This window comes from Bradyrhizobium zhengyangense, from assembly GCF_022012555.1.
GTDB lineage: Bacteria > Pseudomonadota > Alphaproteobacteria > Rhizobiales > Xanthobacteraceae > Bradyrhizobium > Bradyrhizobium zhengyangense.
The window spans coordinates 151,244-173,269 of sequence record NZ_JAKLTZ010000006.1 but is presented as its reverse complement, the minus strand read 5'-3'; the positions used below and the strand labels follow the sequence as shown (position 1 = coordinate 173,269).

The 22,026-nt window shown below is 64.3% G+C and carries 22 protein-coding genes; 17 read left to right on the top strand and 5 right to left on the bottom strand.

The window, feature by feature from the left end; all coding sequences use genetic code 11:
* The first annotated feature begins 52 nt into the window (after window positions 1–52).
* The 10 genes from L6639_RS23675 (at window position 53) to L6639_RS23630 (ending at window position 10,360) form a co-directional block, all read left to right on the top strand.
* A complete protein-coding gene (locus L6639_RS23675) occupies window positions 53–1,111 on the top strand; it encodes an ABC transporter ATP-binding protein (RefSeq protein ID WP_237864040.1) in 1,059 nt (352 codons plus the stop codon).
* Window positions 1,108–1,305: a hypothetical protein gene (locus L6639_RS23670; protein WP_194464777.1), complete on the top strand. Its 198-nt coding sequence runs from the start codon at window positions 1,108–1,110 to the stop codon at window positions 1,303–1,305. Before L6639_RS23675 ends, L6639_RS23670 begins: the two co-directional genes overlap by 4 nt.
* Window positions 1,302–2,717 carry an amidase gene (locus tag L6639_RS23665; protein WP_237864039.1) on the top strand — a complete coding sequence of 472 codons (1,416 nt, stop codon included), beginning with the start codon at window positions 1,302–1,304 and terminating at the stop codon, window positions 2,715–2,717. The genes L6639_RS23670 and L6639_RS23665 overlap by 4 nt, the downstream gene beginning before the upstream one ends.
* Complete coding sequence (locus tag L6639_RS23660) at window positions 2,714–3,685, top strand: ABC transporter ATP-binding protein (RefSeq protein WP_237864038.1); 972 nt, start codon at window positions 2,714–2,716, stop codon at window positions 3,683–3,685. Before L6639_RS23665 ends, L6639_RS23660 begins: the two co-directional genes overlap by 4 nt.
* Before the next feature lie 189 nt (window positions 3,686–3,874).
* On the top strand, window positions 3,875–4,144 hold the full coding sequence (locus L6639_RS23655; protein ID WP_237864037.1) for a GlsB/YeaQ/YmgE family stress response membrane protein: 270 nt from the start codon (window positions 3,875–3,877) through the stop codon (window positions 4,142–4,144).
* A 264-nt stretch (window positions 4,145–4,408) separates the two neighbouring features.
* The gene (locus L6639_RS23650; RefSeq protein ID WP_237864036.1) at window positions 4,409–6,157 is read left to right on the top strand and encodes a type I secretion system permease/ATPase; all 1,749 of its coding nucleotides are present in this window, start codon (window positions 4,409–4,411) and stop codon (window positions 6,155–6,157) included.
* Window positions 6,154–7,488 (top strand): HlyD family type I secretion periplasmic adaptor subunit, encoded by a 1,335-nt coding sequence (locus L6639_RS23645; RefSeq protein ID WP_237864035.1) that lies wholly within the window; start codon window positions 6,154–6,156, stop codon window positions 7,486–7,488. The genes L6639_RS23650 and L6639_RS23645 overlap by 4 nt, the downstream gene beginning before the upstream one ends.
* A gap of 242 nt (window positions 7,489–7,730) precedes the next feature.
* Window positions 7,731–9,200 carry an AMP nucleosidase gene (locus tag L6639_RS23640; protein ID WP_237864034.1) on the top strand — a complete coding sequence of 490 codons (1,470 nt, stop codon included), beginning with the start codon at window positions 7,731–7,733 and terminating at the stop codon, window positions 9,198–9,200.
* Between the two features lie 146 nt (window positions 9,201–9,346).
* Complete coding sequence (locus tag L6639_RS23635; protein ID WP_237864033.1) at window positions 9,347–9,982, top strand: tetratricopeptide repeat protein; 636 nt, start codon at window positions 9,347–9,349, stop codon at window positions 9,980–9,982.
* Window positions 9,983–10,084: 102 nt separating this feature from the next.
* Window positions 10,085–10,360: a DUF1488 family protein gene (locus L6639_RS23630; RefSeq protein WP_237864032.1), complete on the top strand. Its 276-nt coding sequence runs from the start codon at window positions 10,085–10,087 to the stop codon at window positions 10,358–10,360.
* Window positions 10,361–10,460: 100 nt separating this feature from the next.
* On the opposite strand, the gene L6639_RS23625 is transcribed toward L6639_RS23630, so the two are convergent.
* A complete protein-coding gene (locus tag L6639_RS23625; protein WP_237864031.1) occupies window positions 10,461–10,943 on the bottom strand; it encodes a CinA family protein in 483 nt (160 codons plus the stop codon).
* A gap of 161 nt (window positions 10,944–11,104) precedes the next feature.
* Between L6639_RS23625 and L6639_RS23620 the strand changes: the two genes are divergently transcribed.
* Genes L6639_RS23620 through L6639_RS23610 form a run of 3 tightly spaced genes read left to right on the top strand, consistent with a single transcriptional unit; the run spans window position 11,105 to window position 13,711 of the window.
* Window positions 11,105–12,163: an amidohydrolase family protein gene (locus L6639_RS23620; RefSeq protein WP_237864030.1), complete on the top strand. Its 1,059-nt coding sequence runs from the start codon at window positions 11,105–11,107 to the stop codon at window positions 12,161–12,163.
* 25 nt (window positions 12,164–12,188) lie between these two features.
* Window positions 12,189–13,298 (top strand): amidohydrolase family protein, encoded by a 1,110-nt coding sequence (locus tag L6639_RS23615; RefSeq protein ID WP_237864029.1) that lies wholly within the window; start codon window positions 12,189–12,191, stop codon window positions 13,296–13,298.
* Window positions 13,298–13,711: a Rieske (2Fe-2S) protein gene (locus L6639_RS23610; RefSeq protein ID WP_237864028.1), complete on the top strand. Its 414-nt coding sequence runs from the start codon at window positions 13,298–13,300 to the stop codon at window positions 13,709–13,711. Before L6639_RS23615 ends, L6639_RS23610 begins: the two co-directional genes overlap by 1 nt.
* 68 nt (window positions 13,712–13,779) lie before the next feature.
* Here L6639_RS23610 and tcuC read toward each other — a convergent pair whose 3' ends face one another.
* Window positions 13,780–15,126, bottom strand: a complete 1,347-nt coding sequence (gene tcuC, locus L6639_RS23605) for an MFS transporter (RefSeq protein ID WP_237864027.1) — start codon at window positions 15,124–15,126, stop codon at window positions 13,780–13,782.
* Between the two features lie 144 nt (window positions 15,127–15,270).
* Window positions 15,271–16,170: a transcriptional regulator GcvA gene (locus L6639_RS23600; protein ID WP_237864026.1), complete on the bottom strand. Its 900-nt coding sequence runs from the start codon at window positions 16,168–16,170 to the stop codon at window positions 15,271–15,273.
* A gap of 110 nt (window positions 16,171–16,280) precedes the next feature.
* Between L6639_RS23600 and L6639_RS23595 the strand changes: the two genes are divergently transcribed.
* A complete protein-coding gene (locus tag L6639_RS23595) occupies window positions 16,281–16,484 on the top strand; it encodes a DUF1127 domain-containing protein (RefSeq protein WP_237864025.1) in 204 nt (67 codons plus the stop codon).
* Between the two features lie 78 nt (window positions 16,485–16,562).
* Entirely contained in the window at window positions 16,563–17,186 is a 624-nt protein-coding gene (locus tag L6639_RS23590) for a GNAT family N-acetyltransferase (protein WP_237864024.1), read from the top strand.
* Between the two features lie 63 nt (window positions 17,187–17,249).
* On the opposite strand, the gene L6639_RS23585 is transcribed toward L6639_RS23590, so the two are convergent.
* Window positions 17,250–18,080, bottom strand: a complete 831-nt coding sequence (locus L6639_RS23585; protein ID WP_237864023.1) for an enoyl-CoA hydratase — start codon at window positions 18,078–18,080, stop codon at window positions 17,250–17,252.
* Between the two features lie 71 nt (window positions 18,081–18,151).
* Window positions 18,152–18,853 carry an SDR family NAD(P)-dependent oxidoreductase gene (locus L6639_RS23580; protein ID WP_237864022.1) on the bottom strand — a complete coding sequence of 234 codons (702 nt, stop codon included), beginning with the start codon at window positions 18,851–18,853 and terminating at the stop codon, window positions 18,152–18,154.
* 246 nt (window positions 18,854–19,099) lie between these two features.
* Here L6639_RS23580 and L6639_RS23575 point away from each other — a divergent pair, with 246 nt between their 5' ends.
* Window positions 19,100–20,884, top strand: a complete 1,785-nt coding sequence (locus tag L6639_RS23575; protein WP_237864021.1) for an acyl-CoA dehydrogenase family protein — start codon at window positions 19,100–19,102, stop codon at window positions 20,882–20,884.
* A 44-nt stretch (window positions 20,885–20,928) separates the two neighbouring features.
* The gene (locus tag L6639_RS23570; protein ID WP_237864020.1) at window positions 20,929–22,017 is read left to right on the top strand and encodes a Zn-dependent alcohol dehydrogenase; all 1,089 of its coding nucleotides are present in this window, start codon (window positions 20,929–20,931) and stop codon (window positions 22,015–22,017) included.
* Window positions 22,018–22,026 lie beyond the last annotated feature (9 nt).

The following is a 22,026-nucleotide window of genomic DNA, read 5'->3' as shown; positions in this document are numbered from 1 at the left end:
CGGCGCTGCGCGCCGACCTCTCCCCGATGGGGAGAGGTGGGAGATCGTGGCGATGACAACAACTGAACCAATTGCCATGCTGGAGCCGGTCGAGGACCGCGGCGGCGTCGCGCAGCCGCTGCTTCAGGTCAACGGGCTGACAAAACACTTCCCCGTCCGTGGCGGACTGTTCGCCGCCAAGCGCACCGTGCGCGCCGTGGACAATGTCTCCTTCTCTGTCGCCAAGGGCGAGACCGTCGGCATCGTCGGTGAATCCGGCTGCGGCAAGTCGACCACGGCGCGCCTCTTGATGCATCTGATGCCGCGCGATGACGGCGACATCATCTATGATGGCATGACCGTCGGGCAGTCGCTCTCCTTGCGCGAATTGCGCCGCGGCATGCAGATGGTGTTCCAGGACTCCTACGCCTCGCTCAATCCGCGCCTGACGATCGAAGAGTCCATCGCGTTTGGCCCGAAAGTCCACGGCATGGCTGATGGCGCGGCGCGCGCATTGGCGCGCGAGCTGCTCGGCAAGGTGGGTTTAGTCCCTGCAAATTTCGCCAACCGCTACCCGCACGAAATCTCCGGCGGCCAGCGCCAGCGCGTCAACATCGCACGCGCGCTGGCGCTGTCGCCGCGGCTGGTGATCCTGGATGAAGCCGTCTCCGCGCTCGACAAATCCGTCGAGGCGCAGGTGCTGAACCTGCTCGCCGACCTCAAGCGCGAGTTCGGGCTGACCTATCTCTTCATCAGCCACGACCTCAACGTCGTCCGCTATATCTCGGACCGCGTGCTGGTGATGTATCTCGGCGAGGTCGTCGAGCTCGGCCCGGTCGATCAGGTCTGGGACAGCCCCGGGCATCCGTATACGCGCGCGCTGCTTGCTGCGATGCCGTCCTCCGATCCTGACAGGCGCACCGAGAAGCCGCCGATCTCGGGCGACCCGCCCAATCCGATCGATCCGCCCACGGGCTGCCGCTTCCATACCCGTTGCCCGTTTGCGGAGCCGCTCTGCGCAAATGCGACACCAAAGCTTACGGCACTCGATAAGATGGGCCACGAAGCCGCGTGCTATATGGCCATTCCGGGATCTGGCCATAGCCGTGCGCCAGGAGAGGAAACCGCATGACGAGACCGACGACGAAAGAAATCCAGGCGACCGCGCAAGTCGCCGGCGTTCCTGTCGACGAGGAGATCGCGACACGCATCTCCAATTCCATCGGGCCGGCCTTCGAGGGCTTTGCCGCCATTGCCGGCACGCTGCCGTTCGACCTCGAGCCCGCGCTCTATCCGCTTGCGCAAGCCGCGAAGGTGTCGAAATGAGCCGTGAACCTGCCCTGATGACGCTCACCGAGGTCGCGCGTGCGATCGCGATGAAGCAGGTGTCCTCGCATGAGGTGACGCGCGCGCTGTTGCACCGCATTGCGCAGTGGCAGCCGCATCTCAACGCCTTCATGTCAATTGAATCAGAAGCCGCGCTGAAGGCGGCCGATGCCGCCGACGCCGCGCTTGCGAACGGCGAGGTGCGTGGCCCGCTGCATGGCGTGCCGCTCGCGCATAAGGACATGTATTACGATGCCGGCAAGGTCTCGACCTGCGGCTCGCTGATCCGCCGCGATTTCGTGCCGACGGTGACGTCGACTGCGTTGCAGCGGCTGAAGGATGCCGGCCAGGTCAGGCTCGGCACGCTGCATCTGGCCGAATTCGCCTATGGCCCGACCGGGCACAACGCCCATTATGGCCCGGTCCGCAACCCCTGGAATGTCGCGCATATCACCGGCGGGTCCTCCTCGGGCTCCGGCTCGGCGGTGGCCGCTCGGCTGACCTTTGCGGCGCTCGGCTCGGACACCGGCGGCTCGATCCGTATGCCCGCGCATTTCTGCGGTGTCACCGGGCTGAAGACCACGGTCGGTCGCGTCAGCCGCGCCGGCGCGATGCCATTGTCGCAATCGCTCGACACGGTCGGCCCGCTCGCTCGCACCGCGGAAGACTGCGCGCTGCTGCTGGCGCTGATGGCTGGCCCCGACCCCGAGGATTCGACCACGAGCCAAGAGCCGCCCTCGGACTACGTCGCGGCGACCAAGGGCTCGCTCAAGGGCCTCAAGATCGGCATCCCTGCGTCCTTCTATGTCGACGATCTCGACAGCGAGGTCGCGCGCGTGCTGGACGAGACCATCGCGGTGCTCAAGCGCGAGGGCGCAGATATCGTCAAGGTGGAGCTGCCGGACCAGCGGCAATTGCAGGCAGCGAGCCAGCTCGTGCTCGCCGCGGAAGCCGCCGCCTTCCACAAGCGCTGGATGATCGAGCGTCCCCAGGACTATGGTCCGCAGACCTTGATGCGGCTTCAGAACGGCCTCGCCATTCCCGCCATCACCTATCTCGAGGCGATGCGCTGGCGCGGCCCGGCCCTCGCTGCGCACAATGCAGCGACCGCCGGCGTCGACGCGGTGATCGCGCCGGCCTCGCCCATCCCGGCGCCGACGATCGAGGAGAGCGATGTCGGCGGCGGACCGAACGCGCCGGCGCTGCTGCAGCGGCTGACGCTGTTCACCCGCCCGGTGAATTTTCTGGGCCTGCCGTCGCTCACCGTACCATCAGGGTTTACCAAAAGCGGCTTGCCTGTCGGCATGCAGCTGATCGGCCGCTCCTTCGATGAAGCGACTTTGCTGACCATCGGCGCCGCCTTCCAGCGCGTCACCGATTATCACGAGAGGTTGCCAAAACTGCCGTCATGACAAAGCTCGTCGAGATTTCAGGCCTCAACATCCGCTTCACCGGCGAGCGCACGGTCTATGCCGTGAACGATCTCAATCTCTCGCTCGGTGATGGCGAGGTGTTGGGCCTGCTCGGCGAGTCCGGTTCGGGCAAGAGCGTGACCCTGCGCGCGCTGATGCGGCTGTTGCCGAAGAAGCGCACGCAAATTTCGGGCGCTGTCAATGTGATGGGCCGCGACGTGCTCGCCATGAACGACGAGGAGCTGTCGTCGTTTCGCGGTCAGACCGTGTCGATGGTCTTTCAAGAGCCGGCGCTCGCGCTTGACCCCGTCTACACCATCGGCGCGCAGATCGCCGAAAGCGTGGTGCGGCACGAAGGCAAGTCTCATGCGGAAGGGCGCGCGCGGGCGCTCGAAATGCTCGACATCGTGCGCATCCCCTCGGCAAAGCGACGGCTGGATGCCTATCCGCACGAAATGTCCGGCGGCATGCGCCAGCGCGCGATGATCGCGCTGGCGCTCGCATGCCGGCCGAAAATCCTGCTCGCGGACGAGCCCACCACCGCGCTCGATGCCACCGTGCAGATCCAGATCCTCTTGCTGCTGCGCGAGCTGCAGCGCGAGTTCGGCATGTCCGTCATCTTCGTCACCCACGATATTGGCGTCGCGATCGAGATCTGCGATCGCGTCGCGGTGATGTATGCCGGCCAGATCGTGGAGCAGGGCGCCTTGCGCGACATCGTCCGCACCCCGGTGCACCCCTATGCCAGGGGCCTGCTCGCCTCGACCATCCAGGGCGCCAAGCGCGGCGCCCGCCTCGAAACCATCCCCGGCACCACGCCATCCCTCGCCGAAAAGCCGAACGGCTGCTCCTTCGCCCCCCGCTGCGCCGTGGCCCAGCCCCGCTGCCTGGAGCAGCTGCCGCCGAACGTCGAGGTCGGCCCGGGCCGGGCGGCACGGTGCGTGCTGGCCGAGCCGGTGCACGCCTGAACTCAAAAATACCCTGCGCCGGCACGCCCTTGTCACAATCCACCGCGCCCATCCCGCTGCGGCCATTTCTACTGTGCATGGGGTTGTTTTCGCGATTGCGGGTCCGAGTGCCCTCCCGGAACACCATTCAGACCCCATTCATCCCGGTTCCCGTTCCATGGCCCCGTTAACGGAGAGGGACTTCATCTTATGTACATTTCTGGTCAAAGCCTCATCGTCATCCTGTTTGTCGGCCTGGTGGCCGGCTGGCTCGCTGGCAAGATCGTGCGCGGCGCCGGGTTCGGCATCATCGGCGATATCGTGATCGGCATCGCCGGCGCGTTCGTCGCAACCTTCCTGTTCCCGAAGCTCGGCATCCATATTGGCGTCGGGCTGGTCTCGGAGATCATCTATTCCGCCATCGGCGCCATCATCCTGCTGCTGGTGGTCCGGCTGATCCGCGGCGGCGGCCGGCTCTAGCGGTTCGACCGATCGGAACCTTGTGCCTCTCTCCGGCGCCTCGACAGCGCCCTGGGGGGAGGCGCTTGTCTTTACTCGAAAAAGCCGCAAAGACTGTGAAATACCGGACTTGCGGATCGGGCTGTCCGCAGTAGATGTGGCAAGGTCCGGATGAATTTGATTGCATTGCAAGCGGGGAGAACCCGATATTAATCCGCGGCGCGTACGCCTCGATTTGCCTTTTAAATCAGGGGGTCTGCCCCTCACCCGAAAGAGATCAGACTGATGGCAGCCGTTCCCGGCCTCCGCCGTTCAGAGCTCGGTGACGCGCTGCGTGCCTGCCGCACTGCATTCGTCGGCGTCGGCTTCATGAGCTGCATGATCAACCTGCTCTATCTGACCGGGTCGATCTTCATGCTGGAGGTCTACGACCGGGTGCTGCCGAGCCGCAGCATCCCGACCCTGGTCGGCCTGATCGTCCTCGCCGGCGGCCTGTATGTGGCACAAGGCGTGCTCGACATGATCCGCAGCCGCATCCTCGGACGGGTCGGTACCGCGCTCGACGAAGCCCTGAACGCGCGTGTGTTCGACACCATCGTGCGGCTCCCGCTCCTCGTCGGCAGTCGCAACGAGGGGCTGCAGCCGCTGCGCGATCTCGACAATGTCCGCTCCTTCCTCGGCAGCATGGGCCCGAGCGCCTTCTTCGACCTGCCCTGGCTGCCGCTCTATCTCGGCATCTGCTTCGTCTTCCACGTCTGGATCGGCGTGACCGCGCTGGTCGGTGCCGTCATCCTGGTCGGCCTGACGCTTGTCACCGAGTTCCTGTCCCGCCAGCCGGCGAAGGAGGCGATGGGCCTTGCCGCCCAGCGCAACGACCTCGCCCAGTCCAGCCGCCGCAACGCCGAGGTGCTGGTGTCGATGGGCATGGCCGGCCGGCTCAACGCGCGCTGGAGCGCGGCCAACGAAAAATACCTCGCCGGCAATCAGCGTGCGAGCGATGTCTCCGGCGGCCTCGGCGCGATCGCCAAAGTGCTGCGCATGATGCTGCAATCGGCCGTGCTCGCTGTCGGCGCGACGCTCGTCATCCACCAGGAGGCGACCGCCGGCATCATCATCGCAGGCTCGATCCTCTCGGCCCGCGCGCTGGCGCCGGTCGATCTGGCCATCGCGCACTGGAAATCCTTCGTCGCGGCCCGCCAGAGCTGGCACCGCCTCAGCAGGCTCCTGGACCAGATGCCGGCGCAGACGATGCCGACCCAGTTGCAGGCGCCCACCAGCCGCCTCTCGGTCGAAGGCGTCGCCATGGTGGCGCCGGGCGACCAGCGCCTGATCGTCCAGGACGTCAATTTTACACTCGAAGCCGGCAACGGCCTCGGCGTGATCGGGCCGAGCGGCTCCGGCAAGTCCTCGTTTATCCGCGCACTGGTCGGCGTCTGGCAGCCGGTCCGCGGCAAGGTCCGGCTCGATGGCGCCGCGCTCGACCAATGGTCGAGTGACGTGCTCGGCCGCTACATCGGCTATTTGCCGCAGGACGTCGAACTGTTCGCCGGCACCATCGCGCAGAACATCAGCCGCTTCGATCCCGAGGCGACCTCCGACGGCATCATCGCCGCGGCCAAGGAAGCCGGCGTGCATGAGATGATCATCAAGATGCGCGAGGGCTACAACACGCAGGTCGGCGAGCAGGGCACTTCGCTCTCCGCCGGCCAGGCCCAGCGCGTGGCGCTGGCGCGCGCGCTCTATGGCAATCCGTTCCTGATCGTGCTGGACGAACCCAATTCCAATCTCGACACCGAAGGTGACGAAGCGTTGACCCGCGCGATCCGCAGCGCCCGCGAGCGCGGTGCGATCGTCGTCGTGGTCGCACATCGCCCGATCGGCGTCGAGGCGGTCGACCAGATCCTGGTGCTGCGCGATGGCCGCATGCAGGCCTTCGGTCCGAAGGAGCAGGTGCTCGCCCAGGTGCTGCAGCCCCGCGTCGCGCCGCCGGCGCCGATCAAGGTCGTCAGCGAAGGCGGAGTGGCCAAAGCATGAGCACGATGACGGTTGGCGGGACCAAGTCCGCCGCGACGAAGACCGTACGGGAATCGATCCGGTTTCACCTGTTCCTCGGGCTCGGAATCGTGGCGTTCCTCGCCGTCGGCCTCGGCGGCTGGGCCTCGACGGTGCTGATCTCGGGCGCGCTGATCGCGCCGGGCCAGATCGTGGTCGAATCCAACGTCAAGAAAGTCCAGCATCCGACCGGCGGCGTCGTCGGCGAGGTGCGCGCCCGCGACGGCGACGTGGTCAAGGCCGGCGACATCGTGGTGCGGCTCGACGACACCGTCACCAAGGCGAACCTGGCCATTGTCACCAAGAACCTCGACGCAGCGCTGGCGCGCGCGGCGCGGCTTCAGGCCGAGCAGCGCGGTCTGGATAAGATCGAGTTTCCGCAATCATTGCTTGACCGCGGTGACGATCCCGACGTCAAGGCGTTGCTCTCTGCCGAGACCAAGCTGTTCGACGTCCGAGTCAACGGCCGTGCCGGTCAGAAGGCGCAGCTGCGCGAGCGCATCCAGCAGCTCAATGAGGAGATCGAGGGTCTTTCCGCGCAGGAGAAGGCCAAGGACAAGGAGATCGGGCTGGTGCAGCAGGAGCTCACCGGCGTGCGCGATCTCTATGACAAGCACCTGGTGCAGATCTCGCGCCTGACCACGCTGGAGCGCGACTCTGCGCGCCTCAATGGCGAGCGCGCGCAGTACATCGCCTCGCGGGCGCAGGCCAAGGGCAAGATCACCGAGACCGAGTTGCAGATCATCCAGGTCGACAAGGACATGGTGAGCGAGGTCTCCAAGGATCTGCGCGAGACCAACGACAAGAGCGGCGAGCTGATCGAGCGCAAGGTCGCGGCCGAAGACCAGCTTCGCCGTGTCGACATTCGCGCCCCGCAGGACGGCATGGTGCTGCAATCCACGGTGCATACCGTCGGCGGCGTCGTCACCGCCGGCGACACCCTGATGCTGATCGTGCCGCAGGCGGACGACCTCCAGGTCGAGGCCAAGGTCAATCCGGTCGATATCGACAAGCTGCAGATCGGCCAGAAGACGTTGCTGCGTCTGTCCGCCTTCAACCAGCGTACCACGCCCGAGCTCACCGGCGTCGTCAGCCGCGTCTCGCCTGATGTCACCACCGACCAGCGCACGGGCCAGAGCTACTACACCATCCGCGTCTCGATGTCGGCGGAGGAAGTCGCCAAGCTCGGTGATTCCAAGCTGATTCCTGGCATGCCGGTGGAAGCGTTTGTGCAGACCGGCGACCGCACCATGCTGTCCTACCTGTTGAAGCCGCTGCACGACCAGTTCATGCGGGCCTTCCGGGAGAAGTGACGCGCGGCAGCGCGTCATCCCGGAGCGCGCTCAGCGCGCATCCGGGATATCGAGCGGCAAGCTCAGTCTCGTAGGGTGGGTTTAGCCCTGCGGACTGCGCGAAGCGCAGACCGCTCTGCGTAACCCACCACTACTCTATCCGCGGAAGCAGAAGTGGTTGTTACGCTGCGCTAACCCACCCTACGGCACTTTTTTCTTTGCTATAGTTCGACTCAAGCTCCAGCAACCCCGCCGGTCGAACAATGCAATCTCCACCCTCCATCGCCACGAAATCCTTCTCCGATGCATCCGCGGCCGTCGCTCGCCTCGAAGAGATCTACGAGCGCAATACAAAGTTCCTGCGTGACCGGTTCGAGGCCTATGTCTCGGGTGAGGCGATCACGACGCGGGTGCGAGCCTATTATCCTTTCGTCCGCCTCACCACTGCGACGCATGCGCGACTGGACTCGCGTCTCTCCTATGGCTTTGTCGCCGGCCCCGGCGTGCACGAGACCAGCGTGACGCGGCCGGATCTGTTCCGGGCCTATCTCACCGAACAGATCGGCCTGTTGATCCAGAACCATGGCGTACCCGTCGAGATTGGCGAATCCGCCGAGCCGATCCCGATCCACTTCGCCTATCGCCGCGACATCAACATCGAAGCCGCCATCACCACCAGCGAGAATTCGCCGATCACGCGATCGCTGCGCGACGCGTTCGACGTGCCTGATCTCGCCACGATGGACGATTCCATCGCCGACGGTACGTTCCAGCGTCAGGCGGGCGCCCCCGAGCCGCTGTCGCTGTTCCGCGCCGCCCGCGTCGACTACTCGCTGCGCCGGCTCTACCACTACACCGGCACGGACCCGGAGCATTTCCAGAACTTCGTGATTTTCACGAACTACCAGTTCTATATCGATGCCTTCGCGCAAGCGTGCCAGCAGCGGCTCCAGTCCGGTGAAGCTGGGCTCGACGCGTTCGTTGCACCCGGCAACGTCATCACGCGCGGCGACGGAAGTACGACCGGGGTCGCGCCTGCGCGCACACCGAATATGCCGGCCTTTCATCTGGTCGCGCCTGATTGTCGCGGCATCACGCTGATCAATATCGGCACCGGTCCGTCCAATGCGCGCAACGTCACCGATCACGTCGCGGTGCTGCGGCCTCACGCCTGGCTGATGCTCGGGCACTGCGCGGGCTTGCGCAACACGCAACGGCTTGGCGACTATGTGCTCGCGCACGGCTATGTGCGCGAGGACCATGTGCTCGATCGCGAGCTGCCGCTGTGGGTGCCGATCCCGGCACTGGCCGAGATGCAGGTCGCGCTCGAGCAAGCGGTTGAGGACGTCACGGGTCTCGAGGGCTTTGAACTCAAGCGCCTGATGCGTACCGGCACCGTCGCCAGCGTCGACAACCGCAACTGGGAGATCTCCGGGTCCGAGGTCATTCGCCGCCTGTCGCAATCGCGCGCGGTCGCGCTCGATATGGAATCGGCCGCGATCGCCGCCAACGGTTATCGCTTCCGCGTGCCTTACGGCACGCTGCTCTGCGTCTCCGACAAGCCGCTGCACGGCGAGATCAAGCTCGCCGGCATGGCCAGCGAATTCTACCGTGCCCGTGTCGGCCAGCATCTCGAGATCGGCCTGAAGGCGCTCGAACGGCTCAAGCAGCAGGAATCGGAGCGGCTGCATTCGCGCAAGCTTCGCAGCTTTGCCGAGGTCGCGTTCCAGTAAAGCCGGGCAGCTCTGCCCGAACAACGGCAGCACGCCTGTCGTGCCGAGCCGCTGATGTGCTCGCCTTCGTGTCGCGGGAATATCCCTGCCGAAGCAGGGTTATCATCTCGTCCGGGGCGTGTTCGAGCAGACATCAGGAGACCTCAATGGTCAGTCCGATCATCAGGCTTGCCGTTCGCGGCGCGTATCTTGCGGCGCTCGTTGTCGCAGCCGGATCTGCGCCTGTCTGGGCCGCAGGCGGAGGTGGCGGCGGTGGTGGAGGCGGCGGTGGTGGCGGAGGCGGCATGGATCCCTTCGCCCACCCCTCTTCCAACCAGAGTACGCCGGCCCCGACCTATCCCGCGCGCACCGGCACCAAAGCCACCCAAAAGGGCAAGAAGGCCAACAACCAGTCGAGCATCGATGATCCGGCGTTTGCCGCAGGCTACCGCGTGGCCTACGACACCATTTACGAGCGCAACGACTACCCCGCCGCGATCGCGCAGTTGAAGTCACTTGGCCACGACGACAATGCGAATGTCGCGAACCTGATCGGTTACTCCTACCGCAAGCTTGGCGACTACAAGCAATCGCAGGTCTGGTACGAGCATGCGCTGACGATCGATCCGAACCACGTGCTGACCTGGCAGTATTATGGTCTATGGCAGCTCGAGCAGGGCAATCGCGAGCAAGCGATGTTTCATCTCAGCCGGATCGCGGCCATTTGCGGAACGGACTGCGATGAATACAAGTCGCTGGCCACGGCATTGAACAAGCCCACTGGAACAGCTTTCGCGTACTGAAGCAGGCCGGGACGGCCGGCTATGAGATGCACGCCATCTGCGGGGTGACAAGTTGCGCGAATTTCAGCATTGTCCCGTTCGGGGGGCGAACGGGACAGTTGCATGCCGCTTTTGCGCGACAGGATCATCGGCCACGACATCGAACGTCTGGCCTTTCGCTTCACCATGCTGAATGACGGTGACGTTGTGGACTGCCAGATCAGCGACGCTGCAATGGACGAACTCGCGGGCATGCAAGGCACCGAGAGCAGCGCCCGGCAAGCGCAGTTCTTGTCTTTGCGCGAAACCATCGAGCGGATCGCGTCAGATCTTTATGATGAGGCGCCGCGGTTCAAGGGTTATGTGGTGCGGATTTTTGTGCGGCATTTGGGGCGGTAGCTATCGCGTCCTATTCTGCCGTCATCGCCCCGCTTTCGCGGGGCATGACAGAGAATATATTGCGATAGCGTCCCGATTCACGAGAGCAGCAGGAGCCAGCTCATCCCTCGAGTTTCCCTAACAGCAACTTCAGCGCCGTCGCCGCAAACACCTGCATGTTGGCGAAGCGATCACTGCTGCCCGTCTCCAGCGTCACCACCTCCGTCGCGGGCCCTGTGACCGCCATGCAGCTGTGGCCGGCGGCATCGCCGTAGCGGTTGCCGGTCGGGCCGGCTGCGCCGGTCTCGGACAGGCCCCAGTCGGAGCCGAAGCGGCCGCGCATCTGCTCGGCGAGGAGCTTTGCGTAGGGCTCCGAGGATGAGCGGAAGCCTTTCATTCCTTCGTCCGAAATATCCATCAATACGCGTCTGGCGTCGCGGGTGTAGACCACTGCGCCGCCGAGGAAATAGGCCGAAGCTCCGGGCACCGCGAGCAGGCTTGCTGCGATCAGGCCGCCGGCCGAGGATTCTGCAACTGCAATGGTTTGTTGGCGCGCGATCAGTTTCGCTGCAACCTGTTCCGCAATGCCGACGAGCTCTTTCATCCCTCACCCCTTGTTCCCTCGCAACCGAGCTCAGCCTTCCTAGCATATGACAGCGGCATTGGCCGAGTTGCGGGCGAGGGGCAGGCCTGCTTGAATGGAAGGCGAGGCGGCCAAGCGCCGCCCGCGACAAGACGACGAGGAAACGTGAGAAGGGAGACGTCATGGCGTCCCTGATCGCCGGCGGGGTGGATTGCGATGTGCATCCGGCCGTGCCGCATCTGACCAGCCTGCTGCCCTACCTGAACGACTATTGGCGCGACCAGGTGACGACGCGCGGCATGGTCGACCTTGTCTCGCAATCCTATCCGAAGAACTCGCCGATCGTGGCGCGACCCGATTGGCGTCCCGAGACCGGCAAGCCGGGCGAGAGCCTCGAGGACATGCAGCGGCATGTGCTCGATCCCTTCCAGCTCAAACACGCCATCTGCAATCCGATTTACGGCGTGCAAATGGTGTTCTCCGAGGACATGCAGGCTGCCTTCTGCCGCGCGCTGAATGAATGGCTCGCCAGGGAATGGCTCGATCGCGACTCCAGATTGCGCGGCTCGATCGTGATCCCGACGCAAAGCGTCGAGAAATCAGTCGCCGAGATCGAGCGTTGTGCAGAGGACAAGCGCTTCGTGCAGGTGCTGATGCTGGTCATGGGGGACACCCCGCTCGGCAAGCGCGCGCTGTGGCCGATCTATGAAGCCGCGGAGCGGCTCGACCTGCCGGTCGGCATCCATGCCGGTTCCGCCTATCACAATCCGCCGACCGCGGTCGGTTGGGGTTCCTATCACATCGAGGACTATGTCGGTCAGGCCCAGGCGTTCCAGACCCAGCTCACCAGCCTGATCGTTGAGGGCGTGTTCGCAAGATATCCGCGGCTGAAGATGGTGATGCTGGAGTCAGGCGTCTCCTGGATCTCGCCCTATCTCTGGCGCCTGCACAAATTCTGGCGTGGGGTGCGGATGGAAACGCCCTGGGTCGATCGCGCCCCGCTCGACATTGTGCGCAGCAACATCCGCTTCTCATTACAGCCATTTGATGCGCCGCCGGACGAGGCGACATTAATTCGCCTGTTTGATCATATGCAGTCCGACGAATTGGTCCTATTCTCCACGGACTATCCGCACTGGCAGTTCGACGGCCAGGACGCGCTGCCCGAGGGTCTCACCCCCGATCTCGTGCGCAAGATCATGATCGACAATCCGCATGCCACCTATCCCCGCCTGAAATGAGCCCGCTGCCAAAGGAGGCAAGGCGATGAATATCCAGTTCCGCGAGAGCCAAGAAGCCGCTTCCCCCTTGACGACGAAGACCGCAATTGCGGACTGCGACATCCATCCGGCACGCGCCACGCGGACCGAGCTTTATCCCTACCTCGCCAAACGCTGGCAGCATCATCTCGAGGTCTACGGCGTCCATGCCTATCAGGGCATGATGGAAGGCCCGCCCTACCCGAAGGCCCAGCCCAACGCCTCGCGCCGCGATGCCTATCCGCCCGAAGGCGGCCCGCAGGGCTCTTCGCTCTCCTTCATGCAGAAACAGCTGCTCGATCCCAACAACGTGCAGCTCGGTGTGCTCAATCCGCTCAACACCGGGCAGGGCATCCGCAATCACGAACTCTCGGCGGCGCTGTGTTCGGCGATCAACGACTGGCAGATCGACAAATGGACCAGCAAGGACAAGCGGCTGAAGGCGTCCATTGTCGTGGGCAATGAGGACGGGCTGTCGGCTGCTGCGGAGATTCGCGAGCGCGCCGGCGACAAGAACTTCGTGCAGGTGCTGCTGCTGAGCCGCAATGTCGAGCCGCTTGGCCAGCGCCGCTATTGGCCGATCTATCAGGCCGCGGAAGAGGCGGGGCTTCCGGTCGGCGTCCATGCCTTCGGCTTTGGCGGTAATCCGATCACGCCATCAGGCTGGCCGTCCTATTACATCGAGGAGATGGTCGGCCACTCGCAGTGCCAGCAATCCGCGCTGGCGAGCCTCGTGCTGGAAGGCGTGTTCGAGCGTTTCCCGAAACTGAAGATGGTGATGATCGAGGCCGGGTTCGGCTGGGCGCCGTCGCTGGCGTGGCGGCTCGACAAGGTCTGGCAGCGGTTGCGCAGCGAAGTGCCGCACGTCAAGCGGCCGCCGTCCGAATATATCCGCGAGCAGGTGTGGTGGACTACGCAGCCGATGGAAGACCCTGAAAGACGCGAGGATCTGTTCGACGTCATCAAATGGATCGGCTGGGACCGGCTGTTGTTCGCGACCGACTACCCGCATTGGGATTATGACGAGCCGTCGCGTGTGCTGCCGGCGGGCGTCAGCGAAGCCGATCGCGATGCGTTCTATCTCGGCAATGCCAAGACGCTGTACGGGATTGCTTGATGGCACGGCATGTGGTCGCCGCGGTCGATGAATTGCCGCCCGGCACGCGAAAATTTCTGGAGATCGACGGACGGCCGATCGCGGTCTTCAACATCAAGGGCGAGTATTTCGGTCTGATGAACCGCTGCCCGCATCAGGGTGCGGCCTTGTGCGAGGGCCCGCTGATCGGTCTCGCGCAGTCAAAGGATCCGGGCGAGATCGAATACACCAAATTGGGTGAGATCATCCGCTGTCCCTGGCACGGCTGGGAGTTCGACATCCGCACCGGCCAATCCTATTGCGACCCTCGCCGTTTCCGCGTGAAGGCCTATCCGGCCCATGTCGAGCCGGGCGCAAGCGTGGTCAAGGGACCGTATGTCGCGGAGACGATTTCCGTGAAGGTCGAGAGCGACTACGTGGTGGTGGAGCTGTAGCTGCTGGCCGCACGGGAGCTGCGCTCCCTCTCCCCACAGCCGGGGAGAGGCGAAGAACGACGACCATCCTAATGCCCCGTCGCCGGCTCGACGGCCGTATCATAGACCGGCACCGTCTTGCCGCCGCCGCGATAAACCACGAGCGCGGCGATGATGCCGAGCGCGGCGCCGAACATGAGCCAGTACGCCGGCGAGGCCTTGTCGCCGTTGGTCATGCTGATCAGCTTGGTCGCCACAGCCGGCGTCGATGTGCCGAAGATGCCCGCAGCCAGTGCGAAGGCGATCGAGAAGCAGGTGGTCCGGACATGGGCCGGCACGATCTCGACCAGACATCCCAGCATCGTGCCGCTGTAAACGCCGAAGTAGAACGAGAACATCATCTGGACGGCCAGCAATTTCCCGAGCGTGGGAGCTGCCGCGAGCCAGGATAGCGCAGGGTAAGCCGTCAGGAATGACAGGGTTGCGATGGTCACCAGCACGGGCTTGCGGCCGATCCGGTCGGACAGCGCGCCGCCGACCGGATTCCAGATGAAGTTGGTCACGGCAACGAGCAGGGTCACAAGCAATGTTCCCGTCGGCGAAAGGTTGAGCTGCTTGCCGAAGCCGGGGGCATACACCGTGATGAAGTAGAAAGTGGTCGTGGTCAGCACGGCAATCATCATGCCGAGGATGACGATGCGCCAGTTGGCGAGCGCCGACGCGAACACTTCGCGTGCGGTCGGATGCTTCTTCATGGCCAGGAACGCCGGCGTTTCCTCGAGCGAGCGCCGCAGGAAGAAAATCACGGGGATGATGATGCAGCCGACGAAGAACGGGATGCGCCACTTCGCGACTCCCCCAAACACATCCAGGAAGGTGTCACCGGGGATAGCTTCCCGCAGGATGAAACCGAGGATCGCTGCGACGAAGATCGCGACCTGCTGACTGGAGGACTGGAACGAGGTGTAGAAGCCGCGATTGCCTGGTGTTGCGATCTCGGACAGATAGACGGAGACGCCGCCCAGCTCCACGCCGGCGGAGAAGCCCTGAATCAACCGGCCAATGAGCACAATGGCCGGTGCGGCAACGCCAATCGCTGCGTAAGACGGGCAGAAGGCGATCACCACAGTGCCGAGCGCCATGAGCGCGAGCGTGACGATCAGGCCCTGGCGGCGGCCGATACGGTCGATATAGGAGCCGAGGACAATGGCGCCCACGGGGCGCATCAGCGCGCCAAGCCAGAACACACCATACGCATTGAGCAGTGCCGCGGTCTCGTCCGCGGCGGGGAAAAACGCCTTGGCGATGTCCTGCGCATAGAAGCCGAACAGGAAGAAGTCGAACTGCTCGAGGAAATTGCCCGATGTCGCGCGCAGGATCGCGCCGATACGCGACTTGAGCTCGGGCGGATTTGATGATGCTGCTGGTCCAGCCATTGACGTTGCTCCCCTTGAAGACGCGGCCGGACCGGAACTCATTTTCACGGCAAGGCGACAGATTGCTGCTGCGACAATCTGCCTAACCCCTCTCGCGCGAGGCCTTGCGAGTCAACCCATTTCACTGCGGAAGCTGATGATTTTTCAGGCTTTATTCTGCGTCGCAGCGATCATCCATTGGCGAAAGGCGGCGAGCTTCGGCACCTCGCGACGGCCCTCCGGCGAGACGAGATAGAAGCCGGCATCGGCCGGCAGCGCGATCTTGAAGGGAACCACGAGCCGACCCTTGGCGATGTCGTCCTTGACGTAGGAGGTTCGTCCCATCGCCACGCCGATGCCGTCGATCGCGGCCTGGATGGTCATGAAGATCATGTCGAAGGTGATGCCGGGCTGCTTGGCGATGTCGGCCGGCAGCCCGGCCGCCGTCAGCCAGAGCCGCCAGTCGTCGCTGTTGGCATTGGAGGTGTGCAGCAGCGGATAGCCGCGCAGATCCTCCGGCTGACGCAGCGGCTTGTCGCCGCGCAGCAGTGAGGGGCTGCACACAGGGAACAGCTCGTCCGCCATCAGCCAGTCGGCGCGCAGGCCCGGCCACTGGCCACGGCCGTAGCGGATCGCGGCGTCGACGTCGTCACGCTGGAAATCGACCAGGCTGGTGGACGTGGTGATGCGGACGTCGATGTCGGGATGCGCATCCTGGAAATCAGCAAGCCGGGGCAGCAGCCATTTTGCGGCGAGCGAGGCCAGCGTCGAGACCGTCAGCACCTTGTCGTCGTCCTTGCGCAAGAGCCGGTCGGTGGCGAGCCGGAGATCGTTGAAGGCGGCGCGAACACCTGGGAGGTAGTCGCGCGCCTCCGGCGTCAAGGCCAGCGCGCGGTTCTGCCGGATGAAGAGACGGATGCCGAGCTCCTCCTCGAGCCGGCGGATCTGATGGCTGATCGCGGTCTGAGTCACGTTCAGCTCGCTGGCGGCCAACGTGAAGCTGAGATGGCGCGCAGCAGCCTCAAACGCCCGCAATCCGTTCAGGGACGGCAATCTGGCAGTCATTTGGCAGCAGGATGCATGAGCTTATTTCATGCGAAGAGGTACAAATTGTCGTTTGTCGCAGTGCACCTGGAGGCACATATTAGCGTTCAAGTTAGCTCAAGGAGCTGAAGATGTCCACTTTGACCCAGAATTCGATGACAAATCATCATGCACCGGGCCTGATCCAGCAGGTCAGTGAGACCATCCATGTCTGGCACGAGCGCTACCGGACCCGGCGCGAGTTGACCAACTGGACCGCCCGCGATCTCCACGACGTCGGCCTGTCCTGGACCGACATTGCCTTTGAGGCCGACAAACCCTTCTGGCGGGCCTGATAGGCCGTCAGGCCGGCGCCGCCTGATCACAGGGGCGCCGGCGGTCCCCTCTTTGCTATCCACACTTGGGCTCGTGTCATGAGCACCTATCGCCTCGAAGAGCTGAAGCAATATTCGGATACGCTGCGCACCCGCGACGGGGAGGCGGTCAACCTCCGCTTCGTCGAACCGCGCGATACGGACGAGCTTCAGCACTATTTCCGTTCGCTGACGACACGCTCCCGCTACAACCGATTCTTTGGCGCGATCAGCGAATTGCCGAAGGGGCTGCTGAGCGAATTCCTCGACGTCGGAACGCGCGAGCGTTTTACCGTGGTCGCGACCAAGATGGTCGATGGCTTCGAGACGATCGTTGCCGAGGCGCGCTACGCGCTCCACGCCGAGACGTCGACGCTCGAATTTGGCCTGTCGGTCGACGACCGCTGGCAGGGCCACGGCGTCGCGACCGCGCTCATGAAGAATCTCGAATGCCGCGCTGCCGCGCTCGGCGCCGAGCACATGTTCGGCGATACGCTGCGCTCCAACGAAACCATGATCTCGCTCGCACGCAAATCCGGCTTTGCCTTCGTCAATCATCCCGATGATTGGAAGCTGGTGCGCTTCGACAAGGAGATCAACGTCGCGCCAAAGGACATTCCCTGCGCGAGCTGGCGTCTCCCTGCGCTTTCCCGTCAGGCCGAACGCCCCTCAGCCTCGGCCTGACACCACTCCGAGCCCGGCCTGGCCAAGCCAGCGCCGGGCTTCTTTTTGTCGAGCGGCGTCCTTCTACTTCCCCGTAAACACCGCCTTCCGCTTCTCGATGAACGCCTGCACCGCCTCCTTGTGATCGGCAGTCGTGGTCAGGCGCACCAGCCGTTCGGCTTCGTGATCCCTGGCGGTTTCGAAGTCGAACAGCAGGGCCTCGTCGAGATTGTCCTTCATGTAGCGCAGCGCCAGGCGCGGGCCCTCGGCGAGCGACTTTGCCAAAGCGAAGGCCTCGGTCTGCAGCTTGTCGTCGGGGACGACGCGATTGACGAGACCGATGGCTTCGGCGCGCGCGGCATCGACGCGGTCGCCGGTGAACAGCAATTCGCGCGCCCGCGCAGTGCCGACGAGGCGGGTGAGCAGCCAGGCGATGCCGTAATCGCCCGACAGTGCGATGCGGGCATAGCCGGTGGCGACGAAGGCCGATCGCGCGGCAATGCGGATATCGCAGGCCATGGCGATGGCAAGCCCGGCGCCGACCGCAGGGCCGGGCAGGGCTGCGATGGTCGGCTTGCGCACCGAGACCAGCGCGCCGGTAAGCAGCCGCTGCCGCTCCTGGAGATCGGCGATGCGTTCTTCCTGCGACATCTCGAGTGTCTTGGGGTCGCGATGCGCCCCCATGCCCTTGACGTTGCCGCCAGCGCAGAACGCCTCGCCCGCGCCGGTGATGAGGAGCGCGCCGACATCGGGGCTCTCGCCACATCTACGGATCATCGTGCGCAGCGCCGGCGTCAGGGTGTCTGACAGCGAATTGCGCGCCTCCGGCCGGTTCAGCGTGATCACGGCGACGCGGTCGCGGATGACGCAGAGAAGTTCGTTGGTGCCGGTGTCGATGGTGGTTTCCGTGGTCATGTTCGCCTCCCCATTTCTTGGCGTCATTCCGGGTTCGGTCCTGCGGACCGCCCCGGAATGACAAACCCAATTTAAAACTTCTCGACCCAAGGCCGCAGCTCCAGCTCCCAGCTCCAGGCGCTGCGCGGCTGCTGCAACACGTTCCAGTAACTCTCGGCGATCGCATCGGGATCCAGCATCGAATCCGGCTTGTCCGCCGCTTCCGTGCGCGTCGCACTCCGGATGCCGCCGTCGATCACGAAATGCGCGACATGAATGCCTTGCGGCGACAATTCGCGCGCCATGCTCTGCGCAAGGCCGCGCAGCGCGAACTTGCCCATCGCGAACGGAGCTGACTGCGCATAACCCTTGACGCTGGCCGAGGCGCCGGTGAACAGGATCGCACCGTGCTGGTTCGGCACCATGCGCTTTGCGGCCTGCTGCGCCACGAGGAAGCCGCCATAGGCGCTGACCGCGATTGCGTTCGCGACGTCGGCCGGGACGAGGTCGACGAACGACCCGCGTGCGCGGCCAGAGGCGTTGTAGACGACGAGGTCGGGCGTGCCGATCTCGCGCTCGATGAGGCCGAACAGGCGCTCGACCTCCTCAGGCTCGGTGGCGTTGCAGGCATAGGCCCTTGCGCCGGTCTGGCTGCAGAGCGCACCCAGCTTCTCGATCTTGCGGGCGGCCAGCGCAACGCGAATGCCTTGCGCCGACAGCAGCCGCGCCAGCGAGGCGCTCAGGCCTTCGCCGGCACCGACGATGAGGGCGATCTTGTATTTCGGATGTTCCATGATGTGGTCTCTGGCGTGATCTCTCGGGGACGGGACAGCGTTGATCTAGGCATGGCCATCGCGGACAACCAGCCGCGGCCCCGGGCTGGCCGATCACAATTCCGCAGAGCGAATTGCTCCTTCACGGCGATCATGCCTCCCTGACAATTTGCAGCTTTATCGGCTCTCGCGACGGGAGCATGATCGACATCATCTCAAGCGGCAAGCGATAAGAATTGCCACCGGGCGGAAGCGAAGAGGACGACCATGCACAAGCCGGTCACCGCGCAGCCAAAACATGCCGCGGCCGAGCCGTCGGGATTGCTGGCGCCGGATACGTCGGGCATGAATTTCTACCGCGCCGATCAGGCGTTGACGGATCTGTTGCGCATCCATCTGTCGCAGGCGCTGTTCCGTCACATCGAGCCGCATCTCGACCGCCTCGGCGAGCTCGCCGGTGGCCGTCTCGATGAATGCGCGCGGCTTGCCGACCGGCACACGCCGGTGCTGCATCAGCGCGACAAGTTCGGCCGCGATGTGCAGTGGATCGAATATCACCCGGCCTATCGCGAGCTGGAGAACGCCGCCTTCGGCGAGTTCGGCATCCACGCGCTGTCGATCCGCAAAGGCATCATGGGCTGGCCGGATAAATATCCGGTCGTTGCAAAACACGCTTTCACGTTTCTTTTCAACCAGACCGAATTCGGCATGGGCTGCCCGATCAATGTGACCGATGGCTGCGCCAAGCTGCTTTCGAATTTCGGCAGTGACGCGTTGAAGGCAAAGTATCTCGATGGCCTGACCTCGACGGACATGAGCAAGCTGACGCAGGGCGGCCAGTTCATGACCGAGAAGGAAGGCGGCTCCGACGTCGGCACGCTGACAACGCGCGCCGTGCAGGAGGGCGACCATTGGCGACTCCACGGCGAGAAATGGTTCTGCTCGAATGCCGATGCAAAAGTGGTGATGCTGCTGGCGCGCCCCGAGGGCGCCGGCCCCGGCACGCGCGGCGTCGGCCTGTTCCTGATGCCGCGCTTCCTCGACGACGGCTCGCAAAACCACTACCGGATCGTGCGCCTGAAGGACAAGCTCGGCACTCGCTCGATGGCATCAGGGGAGATCAAGCTCGAAGGCGCAATCGCTTATGCCGTCGGTAAGCTCGATCGCGGTTTTGTGCAGATGGCCGAGATGGTGAACTCGTCGCGGCTGTCCAATGGCGTCAAATCCACCGCGCTGATGCGCCGCGCCTATCATGATGCGATGACGGTCGCGAAGAACCGCGTCGTATTCGGCAGCCGCATCATCGACCTGCCGCTCGGCCGCCGGCAGATGCTGAAGATCATGCTGCCGGTCGAGCAGGCACTGTCGATGAGTTTTCTCACCGCCGACGCGCTCGACCGGGCCGAGGCCGGTAGCCAGGACGCGGCGGCGCTGTTGCGCATCTTGACACCGACCTTGAAATTTCGTGCCACGCGCGATGCACGAAAGGTGTGTGGCGATGCGCTCGAGATGCGCGGCGGCATCGGCTATGTCGAGGAATTCGCCACGCCCCGCCTGCTGCGGGATGCGCATCTCGGCTCGGTTTGGGAGGGCACCGGCAACATCGTCGCGATCGATGCGCTCCGGCGCGCCGTCGGCCGCCATGGCGCCGAATCCGCGCTTGCCGCCGATCTGCATGCGCGTCTCGATGACAGTGCCTCAGTGCCTCAGACCTGGCGCGACAATTTGCGCAGTCTCGTCGATCGCGCGGTCGGATTTGCGCGCGAGGTCGCCAGCAAGTCCGAGAACGAGGCGGATGCGCGCCGGGCCACGAGCCTGCTCTATCATGTCGCCAGCGCCGTCGCGCTCGCTTGGGAAGCGCATCGCATCCACGACATGCGCGGCGATGCGCGCCGGCTGCTGCTGTCGCGGCTGGTGATCGACCACCGGGTGTCGCCGAGTGATCCGTTCCGGCTGACGGAAAATGCCACGCAGGCTAAGATCGGATCGCTGCTGCTCGGTGATCGCGATGCCGGCATGAGCGAGGTTGGCGAACTCGTTCTGGCGGCGTAGGCTGCGCTCCACGATCAAACAAGAAATGCGATAGGGAGTATTCGATGAAGGCCGCCGTCCTCTATGAAGTGAACAAGCCGCTGGTCATCGAGGATGTCAGCCTGCCCAAGCCCGGTCCGCGCGAGGTCCTGATCCGCACCGCGGTCGCTGGTCTCTGCCACTCCGACCTCCACTTCATGGAAGGCCTTTATCCGCATCCGCTCCCCGCGGTGCTCGGCCATGAGTCCGCCGGCATCGTCGAGCAGGTCGGCTCCGACGTCACTTATGTGAAGCCCGGCGATCACGTTGTCACCTGCTTGTCTGTGTTCTGCGGCACCTGCGATAACTGCACCACCGGCCGCACCGTGCTCTGCACCGACACCACGGTGAAGATGCTGCCGGGCGTCTCAGATCGGATGCAGTGGTCGAAGCCGGAGAAGCTGCACCAGTTCCTCAATCTGTCGTCCTTCGCCGAGCAGATGCTGGTGCACGAGAACGCCATCGTTAAAATCAGGAGGGAGATGCCGCTCGATCTCGCCGCGCTGATCGGCTGCGGCGTCATCACCGGCTACGGCGCGGTGGTGAATACGGCGAAGGTCACGGCCGGCGAGACCGTGGCAGTGATCGGCTGCGGCGGCGTCGGCATGGCCGCGATCAACGGCGCGCAGATCGCCGGTGCCGGCCGCATCATCGCCATTGACACCAATCCTGCCAAGCTTCAGCTCGCAACCAAGCTGGGCGCGACCGACATCATCAACCCCGCCGACGGCGACGTGGTGAAGCAGGTGCGCGATCTCACCAATGGCGGCGTGCATCATTCCTTCGAGGTGCTCGGCCGCAAGGAGACCGCCGAGCAAGCCTTCGCCATGCTCGCCTCGGGCGGCACCGCCACCATTGTCGGCATGATCCCGTTCGGCCAGAAGATCGAGCTGCACGGTTTTGATTTCCTGCGCGAGCGCCGCATCCAGGGCTCGTCGATGGGCTCCAACCATTTCCGCGTCGACATGCCGCGGCTGGTGGATTTCTACCTGCGCGGCCGGCTGCATCTGGAGGACTGGATCTCGGCCAAGCTGAAGCTCAACGAGATCAATGAGGGTTTTGCCAGCATGAAAGCCGGCAAGACGCTACGCAGCGTGATCGTGTTTGATAGCTAGGTGCTGCTG

What these genes read in the sequence shown, in the direction of transcription:
- L6639_RS23675 (WP_237864040.1), top strand. Translation starts at nt 53, where the DNA reads ATGACAACAACTGAACCAATTGCCATGCTGGAGCCGGTCGAGGACCGC.
- L6639_RS23670 (WP_194464777.1), top strand. Translation starts at nt 1,108, where the DNA reads ATGACGAGACCGACGACGAAAGAAATCCAGGCGACCGCGCAAGTCGCC.
- L6639_RS23665 (WP_237864039.1), top strand. Translation starts at nt 1,302, where the DNA reads ATGAGCCGTGAACCTGCCCTGATGACGCTCACCGAGGTCGCGCGTGCG.
- L6639_RS23660 (WP_237864038.1), top strand. Translation starts at nt 2,714, where the DNA reads ATGACAAAGCTCGTCGAGATTTCAGGCCTCAACATCCGCTTCACCGGC.
- L6639_RS23655 (WP_237864037.1), top strand. Translation starts at nt 3,875, where the DNA reads ATGTACATTTCTGGTCAAAGCCTCATCGTCATCCTGTTTGTCGGCCTG.
- L6639_RS23650 (WP_237864036.1), top strand. Translation starts at nt 4,409, where the DNA reads ATGGCAGCCGTTCCCGGCCTCCGCCGTTCAGAGCTCGGTGACGCGCTG.
- L6639_RS23645 (WP_237864035.1), top strand. Translation starts at nt 6,154, where the DNA reads ATGAGCACGATGACGGTTGGCGGGACCAAGTCCGCCGCGACGAAGACC.
- L6639_RS23640 (WP_237864034.1), top strand. Translation starts at nt 7,731, where the DNA reads ATGCAATCTCCACCCTCCATCGCCACGAAATCCTTCTCCGATGCATCC.
- L6639_RS23635 (WP_237864033.1), top strand. Translation starts at nt 9,347, where the DNA reads ATGGTCAGTCCGATCATCAGGCTTGCCGTTCGCGGCGCGTATCTTGCG.
- L6639_RS23630 (WP_237864032.1), top strand. Translation starts at nt 10,085, where the DNA reads ATGCCGCTTTTGCGCGACAGGATCATCGGCCACGACATCGAACGTCTG.
- L6639_RS23625 (WP_237864031.1), bottom strand. Translation starts at nt 10,943, where the DNA reads ATGAAAGAGCTCGTCGGCATTGCGGAACAGGTTGCAGCGAAACTGATC.
- L6639_RS23620 (WP_237864030.1), top strand. Translation starts at nt 11,105, where the DNA reads ATGGCGTCCCTGATCGCCGGCGGGGTGGATTGCGATGTGCATCCGGCC.
- L6639_RS23615 (WP_237864029.1), top strand. Translation starts at nt 12,189, where the DNA reads ATGAATATCCAGTTCCGCGAGAGCCAAGAAGCCGCTTCCCCCTTGACG.
- L6639_RS23610 (WP_237864028.1), top strand. Translation starts at nt 13,298, where the DNA reads ATGGCACGGCATGTGGTCGCCGCGGTCGATGAATTGCCGCCCGGCACG.
- tcuC (WP_237864027.1), bottom strand. Translation starts at nt 15,126, where the DNA reads ATGGCTGGACCAGCAGCATCATCAAATCCGCCCGAGCTCAAGTCGCGT.
- L6639_RS23600 (WP_237864026.1), bottom strand. Translation starts at nt 16,170, where the DNA reads ATGACTGCCAGATTGCCGTCCCTGAACGGATTGCGGGCGTTTGAGGCT.
- L6639_RS23595 (WP_237864025.1), top strand. Translation starts at nt 16,281, where the DNA reads ATGTCCACTTTGACCCAGAATTCGATGACAAATCATCATGCACCGGGC.
- L6639_RS23590 (WP_237864024.1), top strand. Translation starts at nt 16,563, where the DNA reads ATGAGCACCTATCGCCTCGAAGAGCTGAAGCAATATTCGGATACGCTG.
- L6639_RS23585 (WP_237864023.1), bottom strand. Translation starts at nt 18,080, where the DNA reads ATGACCACGGAAACCACCATCGACACCGGCACCAACGAACTTCTCTGC.
- L6639_RS23580 (WP_237864022.1), bottom strand. Translation starts at nt 18,853, where the DNA reads ATGGAACATCCGAAATACAAGATCGCCCTCATCGTCGGTGCCGGCGAA.
- L6639_RS23575 (WP_237864021.1), top strand. Translation starts at nt 19,100, where the DNA reads ATGCACAAGCCGGTCACCGCGCAGCCAAAACATGCCGCGGCCGAGCCG.
- L6639_RS23570 (WP_237864020.1), top strand. Translation starts at nt 20,929, where the DNA reads ATGAAGGCCGCCGTCCTCTATGAAGTGAACAAGCCGCTGGTCATCGAG.